Source organism: Pseudomonas sp. 06C 126 (assembly GCF_001855215.1).
In the GTDB taxonomy this organism is placed as follows: domain Bacteria; phylum Pseudomonadota; class Gammaproteobacteria; order Pseudomonadales; family Pseudomonadaceae; genus Aquipseudomonas; species Aquipseudomonas proteolytica.
This window is the reverse complement of the sequence record NZ_MIFU01000130.1, coordinates 179,950-197,764: the sequence shown is the minus strand read 5'-3', so window position 1 is coordinate 197,764 and position 17,815 is coordinate 179,950. Positions and strand designations below refer to the sequence as shown.

At 62.1% G+C, this 17,815-nt stretch carries 15 protein-coding genes; 11 read left to right on the top strand and 4 right to left on the bottom strand.

The genetic code is table 11. From position 1 onward, the window contains the following. Nucleotides 1-190: 190 nt before the first annotated feature. From BHC62_RS25040 to BHC62_RS25030, 3 genes are all read right to left on the bottom strand, one after another. Complete coding sequence (locus BHC62_RS25040; protein ID WP_029296044.1) at nucleotides 191-892, bottom strand: SPOR domain-containing protein; 702 nt, start codon at nucleotides 890-892, stop codon at nucleotides 191-193. Between the two features lies 1 nt (nucleotide 893). Then, nucleotides 894-2,630, bottom strand: a complete 1,737-nt coding sequence (argS, locus tag BHC62_RS25035) for an arginine--tRNA ligase (protein ID WP_029296047.1) — start codon at nucleotides 2,628-2,630, stop codon at nucleotides 894-896. Nucleotides 2,631-2,834: 204 nt separating this feature from the next. Then, a complete protein-coding gene (locus tag BHC62_RS25030) occupies nucleotides 2,835-5,054 on the bottom strand; it encodes a primosomal protein N' (RefSeq protein ID WP_029296049.1) in 2,220 nt (739 codons plus the stop codon). A 202-nt stretch (nucleotides 5,055-5,256) separates the two neighbouring features. On the opposite strand from BHC62_RS25030, the gene rpmE reads away from it, so the two are divergent. The 3 genes from rpmE (at nucleotide 5,257) to BHC62_RS25010 (ending at nucleotide 7,759) form a co-directional block, all read left to right on the top strand. Continuing rightward, nucleotides 5,257-5,487 (top strand): 50S ribosomal protein L31, encoded by a 231-nt coding sequence (gene rpmE / locus BHC62_RS25020; RefSeq protein WP_029296053.1) that lies wholly within the window; start codon nucleotides 5,257-5,259, stop codon nucleotides 5,485-5,487. Nucleotides 5,488-5,501: 14 nt separating this feature from the next. Beyond that, entirely contained in the window at nucleotides 5,502-6,308 is an 807-nt protein-coding gene (locus tag BHC62_RS25015) for a thermonuclease family protein (RefSeq protein WP_070996542.1), read from the top strand. Between the two features lie 182 nt (nucleotides 6,309-6,490). Continuing rightward, on the top strand, nucleotides 6,491-7,759 hold the full coding sequence (locus tag BHC62_RS25010; protein ID WP_029296057.1) for a malic enzyme-like NAD(P)-binding protein: 1,269 nt from the start codon (nucleotides 6,491-6,493) through the stop codon (nucleotides 7,757-7,759). A gap of 184 nt (nucleotides 7,760-7,943) precedes the next feature. On the opposite strand, the gene BHC62_RS25005 is transcribed toward BHC62_RS25010, so the two are convergent. Beyond that, nucleotides 7,944-10,388 carry a penicillin-binding protein 1A gene (locus BHC62_RS25005; protein WP_371128933.1) on the bottom strand — a complete coding sequence of 815 codons (2,445 nt, stop codon included), beginning with the start codon at nucleotides 10,386-10,388 and terminating at the stop codon, nucleotides 7,944-7,946. 220 nt (nucleotides 10,389-10,608) lie between these two features. Between BHC62_RS25005 and pilM the strand changes: the two genes are divergently transcribed. The 8 genes from pilM to BHC62_RS24965 all read left to right on the top strand — a co-directional run bounded on the left by pilM (nucleotide 10,609) and on the right by BHC62_RS24965 (nucleotide 17,699). Further along, on the top strand, nucleotides 10,609-11,262 hold the full coding sequence (gene pilM, locus BHC62_RS25000) for a type IV pilus biogenesis protein PilM (RefSeq protein WP_070996540.1): 654 nt from the start codon (nucleotides 10,609-10,611) through the stop codon (nucleotides 11,260-11,262). Next, nucleotides 11,262-11,813, top strand: a complete 552-nt coding sequence (locus BHC62_RS24995) for a PilN domain-containing protein (protein WP_029296063.1) — start codon at nucleotides 11,262-11,264, stop codon at nucleotides 11,811-11,813. The genes pilM and BHC62_RS24995 overlap by 1 nt, the downstream gene beginning before the upstream one ends. Continuing rightward, nucleotides 11,810-12,430 carry a type 4a pilus biogenesis protein PilO gene (locus BHC62_RS24990; RefSeq protein WP_050492912.1) on the top strand — a complete coding sequence of 207 codons (621 nt, stop codon included), beginning with the start codon at nucleotides 11,810-11,812 and terminating at the stop codon, nucleotides 12,428-12,430. Before BHC62_RS24995 ends, BHC62_RS24990 begins: the two co-directional genes overlap by 4 nt. Continuing rightward, nucleotides 12,427-12,942, top strand: a complete 516-nt coding sequence (locus BHC62_RS28440) for a pilus assembly protein PilP (RefSeq protein ID WP_083335486.1) — start codon at nucleotides 12,427-12,429, stop codon at nucleotides 12,940-12,942. The genes BHC62_RS24990 and BHC62_RS28440 overlap by 4 nt, the downstream gene beginning before the upstream one ends. Before the next feature lie 69 nt (nucleotides 12,943-13,011). Then, complete coding sequence (locus tag BHC62_RS24980) at nucleotides 13,012-14,343, top strand: type IV pilus secretin PilQ (protein ID WP_070996538.1); 1,332 nt, start codon at nucleotides 13,012-13,014, stop codon at nucleotides 14,341-14,343. Nucleotides 14,344-14,347: 4 nt separating this feature from the next. Next, nucleotides 14,348-14,866 carry a shikimate kinase AroK gene (gene aroK, locus BHC62_RS24975; protein WP_029296072.1) on the top strand — a complete coding sequence of 173 codons (519 nt, stop codon included), beginning with the start codon at nucleotides 14,348-14,350 and terminating at the stop codon, nucleotides 14,864-14,866. Between the two features lie 147 nt (nucleotides 14,867-15,013). Continuing rightward, the gene (gene aroB, locus BHC62_RS24970; RefSeq protein ID WP_057958082.1) at nucleotides 15,014-16,114 is read left to right on the top strand and encodes a 3-dehydroquinate synthase; all 1,101 of its coding nucleotides are present in this window, start codon (nucleotides 15,014-15,016) and stop codon (nucleotides 16,112-16,114) included. Nucleotides 16,115-16,124: 10 nt separating this feature from the next. Further along, complete coding sequence (locus BHC62_RS24965; protein WP_070996537.1) at nucleotides 16,125-17,699, top strand: SPOR domain-containing protein; 1,575 nt, start codon at nucleotides 16,125-16,127, stop codon at nucleotides 17,697-17,699. Nucleotides 17,700-17,815 lie beyond the last annotated feature (116 nt).

Here is a 17,815-nt window from a genome sequence, read left to right as displayed (position 1 = left end):
AAGCAGCCCCAATAAGCCGAATGCGTTGTACCAGATACACCGCAGCGGCTGGTTTTGGGGCTGCTTCGCAGCCCAGCGCGGGGCAAGCCCGCTCGCCACGGGGGAGTTCGTCAGTTTCTGAAAGTTGTGTAGATACCTATGGCTATCGCAGGCAAGCCAGCTCCCACATTTGATTCGTGTTGACTGTGGATCAGCGGCTCTGGCGTTGTTGTAACAACAGGTTGCTAAAGCCAGCACCCGCCAGTTGTTTCTGCGCCACGGTCAGCTGTTCACGGTTGCTGAACGGCCCGACCAACACGCGATACCAGGTCGCCTCCTTCACCGTCCCGGACTCCACCGTCACGGTCTGCCCGAGCAGGATGATCTGCGCACGCACCCGATCGGCATCCGCCTGCTTGGGGAACGATCCCGCCTGCAGGAAGAACTTGGTCACCGGCGCCGCCTTGGTGGTGGCGACCGGTGGTGCCGGCGGCGGGGTAATCCCGGCCAGTGCCGCCTGGGCGCGCGCGGTGTCGATCTTCGCTGCTTCCGCCGGGGTTACCGGGGTGGTCGGCACCTGCGGTGTCGGCAGGGTTTTCTCCGGCACGGCGTCTTGCGGCACGATCACTTCCGACTCCGGCAGCAGCGTGTAGAAGTCGTATTTCGGCTTCACAGGCGCGGTCGGGCTTGGTGGTGTCTTGTTCGCTTCGGCGATCTTGCTGGCCTTCTGTTGCTCCTGCTTGACCCGCTTGACGTCTTCACCCTGGCCCGGCTCCAGTTTCATCAGGAACACGATAAACGCACCGACCGACAGGCCGATGGCCAGCCACATCCAGCCCGGGATCGGTTGTTTGGCCGGTGCCTGGTAGCGGCTGGCGCCGCGCTTGGGTGCAGGTTTTTTCTTGGCTGCCAACTTACATACGCTCCAGAGTTTCCAGGCCCAACAGTTCCAGGCCTTGCTTGAGGGTCCGTCCAGCCAGTGCGGCGAGGCGCAGGCGGCTTTGCTTTTGCGTTTCGTCGTCGGCACTCAGGATCGGGCAGTTCTCGTAGAAGCTGGAGAACAACCCGGCGACTTCATACAGGTAGGTGCACAGAATATGCGGCGTGCCTTTCTCGCCCACGCTGTTGAGTACTTCGCCGAACTGCGCCAGCTTGGCGGCCAGGTCATGCTCTTGCGGCGCTTGCAGGATGATCTGGCCGTCGACTTCGCTGAAATCCTTGCCCAGCTTGCGGAATACGCCCGCCACACGGGTGTAGGCATAGAGCAGGTACGGCGCGGTGTTGCCTTCGAAGTTGAGCATCAGTTCGAAGTTGAAGCTGTAGTCGCTGGTACGGTGCTTGGACAGGTCGGCGTATTTCACCGCGCCAATCCCCACCACCCGGGCGATGTTGCGCAGGTCGGCATCGGCCAGTTCCGGGTTCTTTTCCTTCACCAGGTTGTAGGCACGCTCCTGGGCTTCGTTCAGCAGGTCGATCAGCTTCACGGTGCCGCCGTCGCGGGTCTTGAACGGACGGCCATCGGCGCCGTTCATGGTGCCGAAGCCCATGTGTTCCATGTGCATCGGGTGGGTGACGAAACCGGCGCGGCGCGCCACTTCGAACACTTGCTGGAAGTGCAGGGCCTGGCGCTGGTCGACGAAATACAGCGCACGGTCGGCCTTGAGCACGCCGCTGCGGTAGCGCACGGCCGCGAGGTCAGTGGTGGCATACAGATAACCGCCATCGGCCTTGACGATGATCACTGGCAGCGGCTCGCCGTCGGCGGTCTTGAATTCGTCGAGGAACACGCACTGGGCGCCGTTGCTTTCAACCAGCAGGCCCTTGGCCTTGAGGTCGTTGACCACATTGATCAGGTCGTCGTTGTAGGCGCTTTCGCCCATGACGTCGGCCATGGTCAGCTTGACGTTCAGCAGTTCGTAGATTTTCTGGCAGTGGGACAGGGAAATATCGCGGAAGCGTGCCCACAGTTCCAGGCATTCCTGGTCGCCGGCCTGCAGCTTGACCACCAGGCCACGGGCACGGTTGGCGAACTCTTCGGATTCGTCGAAGCGCTTTTTGGCGGCGCGGTAGAAGTTTTCCAGGTCCGACAGTTCGTTGCTGGTGATGGGGTTTTCTTGCAGGTACGCCATCAGCATGCCGAATTGCGTGCCCCAGTCGCCCACGTGGTTCTGGCGGATCACGGTATCGCCGAGGAACTCCAGGACCCGCGCCACGCCGTCGCCAATGATGGTCGAGCGCAGGTGGCCAACGTGCATTTCCTTGGCCAGGTTGGGGGCCGACAGGTCGATGGCCACACGCTGTACCGGGCCGGCCTTGCGTACGCCGATTTTGGCGTCGGCCAGGGCGGCGTCCAGGCGTGAAGCCAGGGCCTGGGTGTTCTGGAAAATATTGATAAAGCCGGGGCCGGCGATTTCGGCCTTGCTCACCTGTGGGTCGGCCGGCAGTGCGGCAATGATTTTTTCCGCAAGGTCCCGCGGTTTCATGCCCGCAGGCTTGGCCAGCATCATTGCGATGTTGCTGGCGAAGTCACCGTGGGTCTTGTCTCGAGAGTTTTCCACCTGGATCGCCGGCGTCAGGCCTTCAGGCAACACACCTTCGTTGACGAGTTGGGTGAGGGCTTGTTGGATCAACTGGCGAATTGTGTCTTTCATGGTGTTCTCTTTCGACCGCAAGCGGCGGTGCGCGATGCGCAGGTGGAAAAACTGGACATTATCCGGTGCGAGGGCGGGCTTGCCAACCATCAAGGTCCGTTACTGGACCTGCGGGCCTCATCGCGGGCCAGCCCGCTTCCACATTTTGATGTGTGAATACCGTCAAATGTGGGAGCTGGCTTGCCTGCGATAGCAATTTATCTCTCAGTACAAATCCACCGGATCGACATCCAACGACCATCGCACCTGTCGCCCGCTGGGCATTTGCTCCAGCGCAAGCAACCAGCTACTTAATAGCCGATGCAGCGGTGCGCGGGCGGTGGCTTGCAACAGGAGCTGTGCGCGATAACGTCCGGCGCGCCGTTCCATCGGTGCTGGCACAGGGCCCAGCAACTCGATGCCGCTCAGACCCAGCTCACCGAGCAAACGTTCAGCCGCGCTGCACGCTTCATCCAGGAAACTTTCGGCCTGCCCCGGCTTATGGGCTTCGGCGCGTAACAGTGCGAGGTGCGCAAAAGGCGGCAGGCCGGCGGAGCGACGTTCGCTCAGCGCCTGCTCGGCGAAGGCGAAGTAGCCTTGTTCTGTCAGTTGAATCAGCAGTGGGTGGTCGGCCAAGTGGGTCTGGATGATCACTTTGCCCGGTTCCTCGGCACGCCCGGCGCGGCCTGCGACCTGCACGATCAGTTGTGCCATGCGTTCACTGGCGCGAAAGTCCCCGGAGAACAACCCGCCATCGGCATCCAGGATCGAGACCAAGGTCACGCGCGGGAAGTGATGGCCTTTAGCAAGCATCTGCGTGCCGACCAGGATGCACGGCTGGCCTTTCTGGATGGTGGCGAACAACTGGTTCATCGCGTCCTTGCGCGACGTACTGTCGCGGTCTACACGCAGCACCGGGAAGTCCGGAAACAGAATCCCCAGGCGTTCCTCGGCCCGCTCGGTGCCGGCGCCCACTGGCCGCAGGTCGACTTTGCCGCATTGCGGGCAATGGCGCGGCACCCGTTCCACATGGCCGCAGTGGTGGCAGCGCAACTCGCCGGAGCGCTGGTGTACGGTCATCCGCGCGTCGCAACGGTTGCATTCCGACATCCAGCCGCAGTCGTGGCACAGCAGGGTCGGCGCAAAGCCCCGGCGATTGAGGAACACCAGCACTTGCTGGCCGGCAGCCAGGGTCTGGCCGATGGCTTGTTGCATCGGCCCGGAAATACCGCTGTCCAGTGGCCGGCTTTTCACATCCAGGCGCAGGAAACGCGGTTGCTTGGCACCGCCCGCCCGTTCGTTGAGGCGCAGCAGGCCGTAGCGCCCGGTATAGGCGTTGTGCAGGCTCTCCAGGGAGGGCGTGGCCGAGCCCAGCACAATCGGGATGTTTTCCTGGCGTGCGCGCACCAGGGCCAGGTCGCGGGCGTGGTAGCGCAGGCCTTCCTGCTGCTTGTAGGAGCCGTCGTGTTCTTCGTCGATGATGATCAGGCCGGGGTTTTTCATCGGCGTGAACAGCGCCGAGCGGGTGCCGATAATAATGTCGGCCTCGCCGTCCCGCGCGGCAAGCCAGGACTCCAGGCGCTCGCGGTCGTTGACGGCCGAGTGCACCAGGGCGATCCGCGCATTGAAGCGCTGCTCGAAGCGCGCCAGGGTCTGGGGGCCGAGGTTGATCTCGGGGATCAGCACCAGCGCCTGCTTGCCGGCTTCCAGGGTTTCGCGGATCAACTGCAAATAGACTTCGGTCTTGCCGCTGCCGGTGACGCCGGCCAGCAGGAACGCGTGGAAGCTGTCGGCGCCAGCGCTGATGGCTTCAAAGGCGGCGCGCTGTTCCGGGTTCAGCGGCAGTTCCGGTTGGGCCAGCCAGTGCTCATGGCGCTCGCCGGGTGCATGGCGGCGGATTTCCACTTGCACCAGGTCCTTGGCCAGCAGCAGGTCCAGGCTGTCCTTGCTCAACATCAGTTTGCTCAGCAACTGATGGGCAACGCCGTGGGGGTGCTGCGCCAGGGTGGCCAGGGCTTCACGCTGGCGCGGGGCGCGGGCGATGCGTGGGTCGTCCAGGCGTGCGCCGGGGGCCATCGACCAGAAACGCTCCTGGCGGGCCTCGGCCAGCTCGCCCTGGCGCAACAACACCGGCAACGCCCAGCTCAAGGTGTCGCCCAGGCTGTGCTGGTAATACTGGGAGGTCCACAGGCACAGCTTGAACAGCGACGCCGGCAGCGGTGGCGTGGCATCGAGGATGGCCAGGGCCGGCTTGAGCTTTTCTGCTGGCACTTCGCTGTGGTCCGCCACTTCGATCAGGATCCCGATCATCTCCCGTCGGCCGAACGGCACGCGCACGCGCATCCCCGGCTGCAGCTGCGCCCGCACCACACCGGCAGGCGCCCGATAATCGAACAGGCGGCGCAGGGGCGAGGGCAGGGCGAGGCGCAAAATGGCGTCGGGCACGCGGGAAATTCTCATATGGCAGGCGGTGAAGAAGGGCGCGAGCCTAGCAGACCCGCAGGGGAGTGTCCTGCCACAGTTTCTGATGAAAGGGGGCATGGCGGCGCTTGCGCGTTTAAAAAGCTCTGGTAGAATCCGCGGCCTAATTACGTGCGGTATTCGACAATAGTGTCGAGTGGCGGCACGCTAGCCTGAGGAAGACACCATGAAAGCCGATATCCATCCAGCGTACGAAACCATCCAAGTTACTTGCAGCTGCGGCAACAAGTTCGAAACTCGTTCGAACCTGTGCAAGCCACTGGGTACTGACGTATGCAACGAGTGCCACCCGTTCTACACCGGTAAGCAGAAGACTCTGGATACTGGCGGCCGTGTACAGCGCTTCGCCGACCGTTTCGGTGCTTTCGGCAAGAAAGCTCCAGCTGCTGCAGAGTAAGGTTCAAAAGCCTGATGGGCTTTTACCTGCTAATGAAAAAGGCGTCCCTTGCGGGCGCCTTTTTTGTGCCTGCGATTTGGCTGTCGGCCGCCCAGGCCGAGGTGTTTTGCCCCGCCCCAGCAGCGATCAGTACCTTCGAGGTGCAGCGCGTGGTCGACGGCGACACCGTCCGTCTCAAGGACGGCCGCAGTGTGCGGATGATCGGCGTCAATGCCCCGGAGACCGGCAAGAAAGGCCGCCCGGACGAGCCTTTCGCCGTGGCGGCGCGCCAACGCCTGCAAGGGTTGGTGGATGCCAGTGGTGGTCGGGTCGGGGTGGTGCCGGGCCGTGAGGGCAAGGACCGTTACGGGCGGACCCTGGCCCATCTTTATGGGGCCAACGGCGCGAACCTGGAGGCCCAACTGCTCGCCGAGGGCCTCGGATTCCTGGTGGCGGTGGCGCCCAATGTCGACTTGGTCACCTGCCAGCAAGCGGCCGAACGCAGTGCGCGGGCTGCCAGGTTGGGCCTGTGGCGCCAGTCGCCCGTGCACAAAGCCGAGCAAATCAGGCAGTCGGGCTTTGCCGTGGTCAGTGGCCGCGTAAGCAAGGTCGAACGCAATCGTGGCGGGATCTGGATCGAATTGCAGGGCTCTCTGGTATTACGGGTTGCACCCAATCTTGTCGGACAATTCGATGACGCCTTGCTCCGGCGCCTGCAAGGCCAGGATATCGAGGCCCGTGGCTGGGTGGTGGACCGCTCTCGGCGTGGCGGCCTGAAAAGTGGCCAGGCGCGTTGGCTGCTCCCGCTGACCGATCCCGGCATGCTGCAATTGGCACAATAAGAAAAATTGTAGACATTTTTTCTATCGATTGTGAACAGTTGTAGGCCTTGTATCCCGTGGCTCTTGGCCGAAAGTCGTAGGGTAGGGCCCTTGACACCTGTGACTGCTCAGTCTTGTGGGGACTTTGCGAGGCGAGTATCCTCGGCGATCCGTCGTCCAACAGTAAAAAGCGGAATGCCGATATGTCTGATTTGAAAACTGCCGCTCTCGAATATCATGCCCATCCTCGTCCAGGAAAGCTGAGTGTCGAGCTCACCAAAGCCACTGCTACCGCACGCGACCTGTCGCTGGCGTACAGCCCCGGTGTAGCCGAGCCCGTGCGTGAAATCGCCCGCGATCCCGAACTGGCCTACAAATACACCGGCAAGGGCAATCTGGTTGCAGTGATTTCTGATGGCACCGCGATTCTTGGCCTGGGTAACCTCGGCCCATTGGCGTCCAAGCCAGTGATGGAAGGCAAGGGCGTACTGTTCAAGCGCTTTGCCGGCATCGACGTCTTCGACATCGAAGTCGACTCCGAAAGCCCGCAGGCCTTCATCGACACCGTCAAGCGCATCTCCATCACCTTCGGTGGCATCAACCTGGAAGACATCAAGGCACCTGAGTGCTTCGAGATCGAAAAGGCCCTGATCGAACAGTGCGACATCCCGGTTTTCCACGATGACCAGCACGGCACCGCGATCGTTACCGCGGCCGGCATGATCAACGCCCTGGAAATCGCTGGCAAAACCCTGTCCGACGCGAAGATCGTCTGCCTGGGCGCCGGCGCTGCGGCCATCTCCTGCATGAAGCTGATCGTGAGCATGGGCGCGCGCCTTGAAAACATCTACATGGTCGACAGCAAGGGCGTGATCCAGTCCGAGCGTACCGACCTGAACCAGTACAAGGCGATGTTTGCCCACCCGTCCTCCAAGCGCACCCTGGCAGACGCACTGGACGGTGCTGACGTGTTCGTCGGCCTGTCCGGCCCGAACCTGCTGAGCGCCGAAGGCCTGAAGTCCATGGCGGCCAACCCGATCGTGTTCGCCTGCTCGAACCCTGATCCGGAAATCGCCCCGGAACTGGCACACGCCACCCGTAACGACGTGATCATGGCCACTGGCCGTTCGGACTACCCGAACCAGGTCAACAACGTGCTGGGCTTCCCGTTCATCTTCCGTGGCGCCCTGGACGTTCGCGCCAAGCGCATCAACGAAGAGATGAAAGTGGCTGCCGCCAATGCCCTGCGTGAACTGGCCAAGCTGCCGGTACCCCAGGACGTGTGCGACGCCTACGGTGGCGGCAAACTGGAATTCGGCCGTGAGTACATCATTCCGAAACCAATGGATAAGCGCCTGATCACCGTGATCTCCGATGCCGTGGCCAAGGCCGCCATCGAGACAGGTGTGGCAACCCTGCCGTATCCGAAGAACTACCCGCTGCAAAGCGTGGATGATGTGTTCAACGGCTAAGCCGTTGTAGCGCACCAACAAAAAGCCCCGGCTCTTGCGAGTCGGGGCTTTTTTGTGGCTGGCAGAATGCAGGCTCAAATGTGGGAGCGGGCTTGTCCGCGATGGCGGTGTATCAGCAACAAATGCATCAACTGACAGGCTGCTATCGCGGGCCAGCCCGCTCCCACAAGGGGTTATGTGTTAATCAGAACAGATCGATCGGCGCCGACTCATCCGCCGGCAACGGGCTGCCCGGTGCCACGCCATTGCCCAGTTCATTCATCGACGGCGGCGTGTCTTCGCTCTTGAACAGTTCAAAGTACGCATTCGGCGTGCCGGGTGTTGCAGCGCGGCCGCTGATCGGGTCGATGCGCAGGCTCAGGATGCCTTCCGGCTCGGCCTGGGTGTGCGCCGGCTTGTCCTTGAGGGCGCCGCCCATGTAGCTCATCCAGATCGGCAGCGCGACGGTGCCGCCGTATTCGCGGCGACCGAGGCTTTCTGGCTGGTCGTAACCGGTCCAGACGGTGGTGATGTAGTCGGCGTTGTAGCCGGAGAACCACGCATCCTTGGATTCGTTGGTGGTACCGGTCTTGCCTGCCAGGTCTGTGCGGCCCAGGGCCAGCGCACGGCGGCCGGTGCCACGCTTGATCACGTCCTGCAGCATGCTGGTGAGGATATAGGTGGTACGTCCGTCAACCACACGCTCAGCCACCGCCGGTGTTTGCGGGGCGGCTGCGGCAGCATCGGCGGGCGCAGCGCCGGGCACGGGCTCGATGGTGATGCCGCCGTTGGCGGGTGCGGCCAGGCCATCGCTGGCGGCGACACCGTTGGGCACGCTCGGCGGGTTGGCAACAAACAACGTGTCGCCGTTGCGGCTCTCGATCTTGTCGATCAGGTACGGCGTGATCTTGTAGCCGCCGTTGGCAAACGTACTCCAGCCCGTCGCGATTTCCATCGGGGTGAGGGTGGCGGTGCCCAGGGCCAGCGACAGGTTGGGCGGCAGGTCCTGCTTGTTGAAGCCAAAGCGGGTCATGTAGTCGATGGTCTTGCCCACGCCCATCGCCTGCAGCAAGCGGATCGACACCAGGTTGCGCGACTTGTACAGCGCCTCGCGCACGCGGATCGGGCCGAGGAAGGTGTTGGTGTCGTTCTTCGGGCGCCAGACCTTGTCCAGGTACTCGTCGACAAACACGATAGGCGCGTCGTTGACCAGGCTGGCTGCGGTATAGCCGTTATCCAGCGCGGCACTGTAGACAAATGGCTTGAAGCTGGAGCCCGGCTGGCGCTTGGCCTGGGTGGCGCGGTTGTAGTTGCTCTGCTCGAAGGCGAAGCCGCCGACCAGGGCGCGGATCGCACCGTTCTGCGGGTCCAGGGATACCAGGGCGCCCTGGGCGACCGGGACCTGGCTGAATTTCAGGCTGTCGTCCTTCTGGCGCTGCACGCGGATCAGGTCACCGACCTGGGCCACGTCCGATGGCTGCTTGGGCATCGGCCCCATGCTGTTTGTGTTCAGGAAGGGGCGCGCCCACTTCATGCTGTCCCACGCCACATGTTCTTCGCCGCTGCGGGTCAGCACCTGCACGCCATCTTTCTTCACTTGGGTGACGATGGCCGGATCCAGGCCGCTGATGGAGCGCTGTTTACCCAGTTCGACCGTCCAGGCGCTCAGGGTCTTGCCCGGCAGGCGCGATTCCGGCCCACGGTAGCCATGGCGCTGGTCGTAGGTGATCAGCCCTTCATGCACAGCGTTGTTGGCGATTTCCTGCAAATTGCTTGGAATTGTCGTAGTGACGCGGAAACCTTCGGTGTAGGCGTCGCTGCCATAGCGGCCGACCATTTCGGCGCGGGCCATCTCGGCGATGTACGGTGCGCTGACTTCCGGCGTCGGTACGTGGTAGCTGGCGTTCAACGGCTCGGCCACCGCCGTTTCATAAGCGTTCTGGTCGATCTTGCCCAGCTTGTACATGCGCCCCAGGATCCAGTCGCGACGTTCCTTGCTGCGGGCCGGGTTGGCCAGCGGGTTGAAGCGCGACGGCGCCTTGGGCAGGCCGGCAATCATTGCCATTTGTGCCAGGCTGGCGTCACGAATCGACTTGCCGTAGTACACCTGGGACGCCGCCTCGATCCCATAGGCGCGGTTGCCCAGGTAGATCTTATTGACGTACAGCTCAAGGATTTCATCCTTGGTCAGTTGGCGTTCGATCTGCAGCGCCAGGAGGATTTCCGTGGCCTTGCGCGAGAAGCTGCGCTCGCTGGTGAGGAAGAAGTTCTTCGCCACCTGCATGGTGATGGTGCTGCCGCCCGATTGAATGTGTCCGCTTTTTACCAGTTGTGTGGCCGCGCGCACCAGGCTGCTGGGGTCCACGCCATAGTGGTTGGCAAAATTATCGTCTTCGGCCGAGAGCAGGGCATTGATGAAGTTGGGCGGAATATCGGCGAAACGGATCGGGGTGCGGCGCATTTCGCCGAACTCCGCGATCAGTTTTTCATCGCTGCTGTAGACCCGCAAAGGAATCTGCAACTGGATACTTCTCAGGGCCTCTACCGAGGGCAATCCAGGACTAAGGTAGAGATAGGCGCCGCTGAACACGAGCAGCAGCCCGCAAACGATAGCGACGAAGGAGTACCCGAAAAACTTCAGCAGACGAATCAAGGCTTTTGGATTTCCAGAGAAAAGAATGAGTTAGGTGTCGGGATAGGCATGACTAGGAATGTATCGACCCGACCTGCGGATAAAAAGCGGGAAAAAACGCTGGGCATTAAAGCATTTTTCGCCTCGGGGCGTCATGGGCGCCGCTCAACCGAGCCGACCGAATGCATCAAACCCGGAACTGACCAGCCCTGAGACAGGCAAAGCTTTAGGGAGTTTTATGAAAACGGGATTTTTCAGGCGAAAAGCCGAAACCGTACTGGGTGTGGACATCCAGGACAGCGGCATCAACGTACTAGAGCTGGCCCGCGCCGGCGAGGGCTATGCCGTGTGCGCGTATGCAAGCCAGCCTTTGCCGGGCCATGCGGTGGTCGACAGTAATATCGTTGATCTGGAGGTTGTCGCGCAGACCATTTCCAAGGCATTGTTCCGGGCGCAGATCCAGGTCACGCAGGCGGCGGTTGCCGTGGCGGGCCCTGCGGTGATCAGCCGGGTGGTTGCGCTGGAGGCTGGGCTTGAGCCCGACGAGATGGAGCAGCGCTTGCGCTGTGAAGCCGACCAGTACATTCCTTATCCGTTGGATGAGGTTGCCATTGATTTTCAGGTGCAGGGCCCATCGGCTCATGAACCCGGTTATGTTGATGTGCTGCTTGTGGCGTGCCTCAAGGAGCAAGTGGAAGCGCGCGAAGCGGTATTGGCCATGGCTGGCCTGGTTGCGCGAGTGGTGGATGTAGAGGCGTTTGCCGTGGCGCGGATGACCGACCAGGTGGTCGCCCGGATAGCGCCGGGGAGTGGGATCAATAGTGCACAATGGGCAGCCGATGCCCAGGGATTGCGGGTCGCCTGCGGTTTGGCCCTCAGGAGTTTCGATTGATGACAAGAATCAACCTTTTACCCTGGCGTGAAGAGCGCGCTGAGCGCCGTCGCAGGTTTTTCCTGATTTTTCTGTTGCTGATCACCACTATTGCATTGGCTGCGGTATGGCTGGCCGACCGGGTCATTGATCGAGCGATTGATCGACAAGTGGCCCGTAACAATCACTTGAGCAAGCAAGTCACGGTATTGGACTCGCGGATCAAGACCATCGACGAACTGCGCGAACAGCGTCAGCAACTGATGGAGCGGATGAAAGTGGTCGAAGACCTGCAGGGGCATCGCGCATCCGGCCAGGAGTTGTTCGACCAGTTGGCCCGGGCGATGCCGGATGGCGTCCAACTGAGCGAGGTCAGCGTCAGTGGCACATCGGTGGAGGTCACTGGCACGGCAGTGTCCAGCGATGATGTCGCCCGGCTGATGCGCAGCCTGGAGGCTTCCAACACGCTGCGCGCGCCCAATCTGCGGCATGTCCGGGCCGAGGAGGGTGGTGCAGGCAGCGCCTTCCAGTTGATGGTGGACCATGGGGAGCACCTGGAGACGCAGCGGTGAGTCTTTGGTCCAGCCTGTCAGGGCTGGCACTCCCACAACTCTCCACGCTGTACTGCAACATCGCACGCTGGCCGTTGGCTGGCAGGCTTCTGGTGGGCGCGGTGCTTGCGTTGCTGGTACTGCTGGCGGGGGATGCGGTGTACCTGGGCGGCGCCCGCGAGGTGTTGCAACGCCAGGAAGCAGGGGAAGTAGCGCTGCGCCAGCAGTTTGCTGCAAAAGCCCGGCAAGCCGCGCAATATGATGGGGTGGCGCGTGAGCTTGAGACCTTGCGCATCGCCTTCAACGAGCAGTTGCGGCAAATGCCCACGCTGACGCAGATGCCCGGCCTGCTGGAAGACTTCGCCCGGCTGGGGCAAGCCAGCGGGGTGCTGGTCGAGCAGCTCAGCGTGCTGGACGAGCAGGTGCAGCCCGTGTTCGTCGAGCGGCCGATGCAGCTCAGGCTGCTTGGCACCTATCACGACCTGTTGGCTTTCATCAGCGGGGTGGCAGGGTTGTCGCATATCGTAACCCTGCATGACTTTGTCATTCGCCCTGTGAGTCCACAGGATGGCGCATTGCTGAGCCTGACGATGCTTGCCAAGACCTACAGGTACAGCAACCAGGGAGCATTGCCATGAACCGCCTCATGGTTGCGGGCCTGGGCCTGCTGCTTCTGGCGGGATGCGAGCGTGACCCGCAGTTGCAGGCGCTGAACGACGAGTTGCAATTGATTCGCCAGCAGGTGGTGCCTCTTGCTGACGAAACGCCCGCAGCATTGCCGGGGCTGCGGGTTGTCTCCAGCTCGCCACCCGTGCGTGATCCCTTCCAGCCAGCGGGCCAGCCCGCCAGTCGACCCACCGGCAAAGCCGGACCTGCGCCGGACTTCGACCGCCCCCGGCAGTTTCTCGAAGGGTTTGCCGTGGACCAGTTCCAGATGGTCGGCACCTTGTCGCTGGGCGCGCAGACATTTGCCCTGCTGCGTGGCGCCGCAGGTGTGCACCGCCTGGCGGTGGGGGATTACCTGGGGGCTGACCATGGGCGTGTCGTGGCGATCCATGAGGGGCAGTTGGAGCTGGTCGAACTTTTTCCCGACGGTGAGGGTGCCTGGCTTGAGCGCCCGCGCACCTTGGTGTTGAACGTGAATTCATAACGGAAGCAAAAAATGAAAAGGATTATTTCGTCCTTCGGTGTGGCGCTATGGATAGCGTTCACGGCACCGATGACTGAGGCTGTGCCCAAGCGGATTGACCTGATTCAGTTGCCACCCCCTGGTGCTTCGCCTTTGGGCGCCGGACGCGGGGCCTATAGCGGTGACAGGCTCTCTCTCAACTTCCAGGACATCGAGGTCCGCGCAGTCCTGCAGCAGATTGCCGACGTGGCTGGCCTGAACCTGGTGGCCGGTGATGATGTGCAGGGCTCGATAACCCTGCGCCTCAAGGACGTGCCCTGGGATCAGGCCCTGGACCTGGTGCTGCAAGCCAAGGGGCTCGACAAGCGGGTGACGGCCAATGTGCTGCTGGTGGCGCCGGCTGAGGAACTGGCCGCCCGTGAGCTGCTGGCCTTGGAGTCGCGCAAGCTGATGACCGAGCTGGCGCCCTTGCGGCGGGAGCTGCTGCAAGTCAATTACGCCAAGGCGGCCGAGTTGGCCAAGCTGTTCCAGTCGGTGAGCGGGCCTGAGGGCGTGGCCGATGAGCGTGGTTCGGTGACGGTAGATGACCGTACCAACAACATCATCGCCTACCAGACGGGGGAGCGCCTGGAGGAGCTGCGGCGCATCGTCAATCAATTGGATATCCCGGTGCGCCAGGTGATGATCGAGGCGCGGATAGTCGAGGCCAATGTCGACTATGACAAAAGCGTGGGCGTGCGCTGGGGTGGGTTGTTGCGCAATAAAGGTCATTGGAGCGGGGGTGGGGTTGGTAAAAGCCCGTCCGGCGAGGGCGAGCCGCCCGATAGCTCGCCGTTCGTTGACCTGGGCGTGGTCAACGCAAGCTCTGCTCTGGGCATCGCGTTTATCACCGATAACGTGCTGCTGGACCTGGAACTCACAGCCATGGAAAAAGGCGGCAATGGCGAGGTGATCTCCCAGCCCAAGGTGGTCACTTCCAACAAGGAGACCGCACGGATTCTCAAGGGCACCGAGATCCCCTACCAGGAAGCCACTGCCGAGGGTGCGACTTCGGTGTCGTTCAAGGAGGCCTCGCTTTCTTTGGAGGTGACGCCGCAAATCACCCCGGATGACCAGGTCATCATGGAGGTCCGGGTGACCAAGGATGAGCCGGACTACCTGAACAAACTCAACGATGTGCCGCCGATCAAGAAGAACGAGGTCACTGCCAAGGTTCTGGTCAGGGACGGCGAGACCATCGTCCTGGGCGGGGTTTTCTCCAAAAACCAAAGCAAGGTGGTAGATAAAGTGCCATTTTTGGGCGATGTGCCGTATCTTGGCCGCCTTTTCCGGCGTGATGTCGTTGCCCAAAGAAAATCCGAGCTGCTGGTATTCCTGACTCCGCGTATTATGAATAACCAGGCGATTGCTGTGAGTCGTTGATTCTGTGCGAAATTTGATTCTTGTAGGGCCGATGGGGGCTGGAAAAAGCACCATCGGCCGTTTGCTGGCCAAAGAGCTGCGCCTGCCATTCAAAGACTCCGATAAGGAAATTGAATTGCGCACGGGCGCCAATATCCCGTGGATCTTCGATAAGGAAGGCGAACTGGGCTTTCGTGACCGCGAGCAGGCGATGATTGCCGAGCTGTGCGGCTGCGATGGCGTGGTATTGGCCACCGGCGGCGGTGCGGTGATGCGCGAGGAAAACCGGCGGGCGCTGCATGCCGGCGGTCGGGTGGTCTATTTGCACGCGTCGGTCGAGCAGCAAGTCGGGCGCACCGCACGTGATCGCAACCGGCCATTGCTGCGCACCGCCAATCCCGAGAAAACTCTGCGGGACTTGCTGACGCTGCGCGATCCGCTTTATCGGGAAATCGCCGATCTGGTGGTGGAAACCGATGAACGGCCGCCGCGCATGGTCGTAATCGACATTCTCGAGCGCTTGCAGCAACTTGCGCCCCGTTAAAGCCAGGGCCGAAATGCGCTATCCTCGGCAACGCGTTGCAACCGTCCGAGGTGTGGCGTAGAGCCATCAGGCAGCGTCCGATCTCGACGGTGCCGACAACGTTAATACAGGGCAGGACGCCTGCTTCCATCTTCAGCGCGGGGACACATGCAGACACTTAAGGTCGATCTTGGCGAGCGTAGCTACCCGATCCATATTGGCGAAGGTTTGTTGGACCAGCCCGAGTTGCTCGCACCGCATATTGCCGGGCGACAAGTGGCGATCATCTCCAACGAGACAGTGGCGCCGCTCTACCTTGAGCGTCTGAGTCGCAGCCTGGCAGCGTATTCGGTGATTTCGGTGATTCTTCCCGACGGCGAAGCGTTCAAGAACTGGGAAACCCTGCAACTGATCTTTGACGGACTGCTCACCGCGCGCCATGACCGGCGTACCACGGTGGTCGCCCTTGGCGGCGGCGTGATCGGCGACATGGCCGGTTTTGCGGCCGCGTGCTACCAGCGTGGCGTGGACTTTATCCAGGTGCCGACCACGCTGCTGTCCCAGGTCGACTCGTCGGTGGGCGGCAAGACCGGCATCAACCATCCCCTGGGCAAGAACATGGTCGGCGCGTTCTACCAGCCCAACGCCGTGCTGATCGATACTGCCACCCTCAATACCTTGCCGCCCCGCGAGCTGTCGGCGGGCCTGGCGGAAGTCATCAAGTACGGGTTGATCTGTGACGAGCCGTTCCTGACCTGGCTTGAAGAACACGTCGATGCCTTGCGCAACCTGGACCAGGTGGCGCTGACCGAGGCTATCTCCCGCTCCTGCGCGGCCAAGGCCTTGGTGGTCAATGCCGATGAACGTGAGTCGGGTGTGCGCGCCACCTTGAACCTGGGCCACACCTTCGGCCATGCGATTGAAACCCACATGGGCTATGGTGTCTGGTTGCATGGCGAGGCTGTAGCGGCTGGCACAGTGATGGCGTTGGAGATGTCGCAACGCCTGGGCTGGATCAGTGTCCAAGAGCGTGACCGCGGTATCCGCCTGTTCCAGCGCGCCGGGTTGCCGGTCATTCCTCCCGAGGAAATGACCGAGGCTGACTTCCTCGAACATATGGCGATAGACAAGAAAGTGATCGATGGTCGTTTGCGTCTGGTGCTGTTGCGCCGAATGGGCGAAGCGGTAGTGACCGACGATTATCCGAAAGAGATTCTACAGGCCACGCTGGGAGCGGATTACCGCGCCCTGGCCCAGCTGAAAGGTTAACCAGATCCCGATGACTAGTTTGCATGCCGACGAGGCTTTCCTCGGCCATTACCAGTTGAGCCATGACCCTTTTGCGCCACGGGTCCCCGGTTTCAAGTTTTTCCCAGCACAGCGCAAGCCGGTGCTTGGGCAGTTGCACCACCTGGCGCGCTACAGCCAGTTGCTGCTGGTGGTCACCGGCCCCTTGGGCAGCGGCAAGACCCTGCTGCGCCAGGCCCTGGTGGCCAGCACCAACAAGCAATCGGTGCAGAGCGTGGTGGTTTCCGCCCGTGGTGCCGGCGATGCGGCAGGCGTGTTGCGCCAGGTTGCCCAGGCGCTGGACGTGGCCAATGCCGAGCCGACCGCGATTCTCAAGCAGGTCGTGCAACTGGGGCTGACCGGCCAGGAAGTCTACCTGCTGGTGGACGACGCCGAGCAGCTCGACGAGTCTGCCCTCGAAGCCTTGCTGGCGCTGGCGGCGGGTACGCCGGAAGGTCGTCCCCATGTGTTCCTGTTCGGTGAGGCGTCGCTGATTGCCGATCTGGAGCAGCTTAGTGGCGAGCAAGAGCTGTTTCACGTCATCGAATTGCAGCCCTACGAAGAAGAAGAAACCCGCGAGTACCTGGCCCAGCGCCTTGAAGGTGCTGGCCAGGGCATCGAACTTTTCTCTGCGCAGCAGATCTCTGATATTCACGAAAGCTCCGACGGCTGGCCTGGCACCATCAACCAGGTGGCCCGGGATGCGATGATTGAAGCAATGATTGCCAGCCGCTCTGCGGTTAAGCGTCCAAAGATGGGGTTCACCATGCCGAAGAAACACGTACTGGCGATTTCTGCTGTTGTCGTGGTTGCCGTTGCCGCCGCCTGGCTGATTCCTGGCCGCAGCAAGGCCCCGACCGCTCCGGGCGCACCGACCGAGCAGGCCCAATTGCCACTGGGCAAGCCCACCACCAATGGCGCACCAGCCGTTGAGTTTGCCGGGTCCGGCCAGCCTACCAACCTGCCGATGGTCGGCCAGCCGGTCATGCGTGGCCCGCTGGCAGAAGAAGCCGGTGCCATTTCCGAAGGCGATGACGGTGTGCCGGTCGAAGGCTCCAGCGCCACGCCACCAACCGTTACCACCGTGGCTCCACCACCGGGCGCAACAGCCAGCGCTGCACCGGTGCCTGCGACCACGCCAACGCCTGCACCGATCCAGGTCGCCACCGCCAAGCCAGCCCCGGCGCCAGTGGTCAAGCCGACGCCAGCCCCTGCGGCCAAGCCAGCGCCTGTCGCCAAGCCTGCTGAAAAACCGGTGACCGTGGCCAAGGCCGCTGCCGGCAGTGGCTGGTACGGTAGCCAGCCGGCCAAGAACTACGTGGTGCAGATCCTCGGCACCAGCTCCGAAGCCAACGCCCAGGCGTTCGTGAAAGAGCAGGGCGGCGAGTACCGTTATTTCAAGAAAGTGCTCAACGGCAAGCCTCTCTACGTGATCACCTACGGTAGTTTCTCGAGCCGCGCGGCAGCCGATTCCGCGATCAAGGCCTTGCCAGCGAAGGTTCAGGCTGGTAAACCTTGGCCTCGCACTGTTGCCAGCGTTCAACAAGAACTCGCAACAACTCGCTGAAGATCCGGCGACCTTACCCAGGTCGCCCTCCCAGCACCTCAAAAAAAACGACAACAGCGTGCAGCCCTGAAGGCCGCGCGCTTTGTGGTGTCTGCGTCACAGTAGCTTTTGAGTAG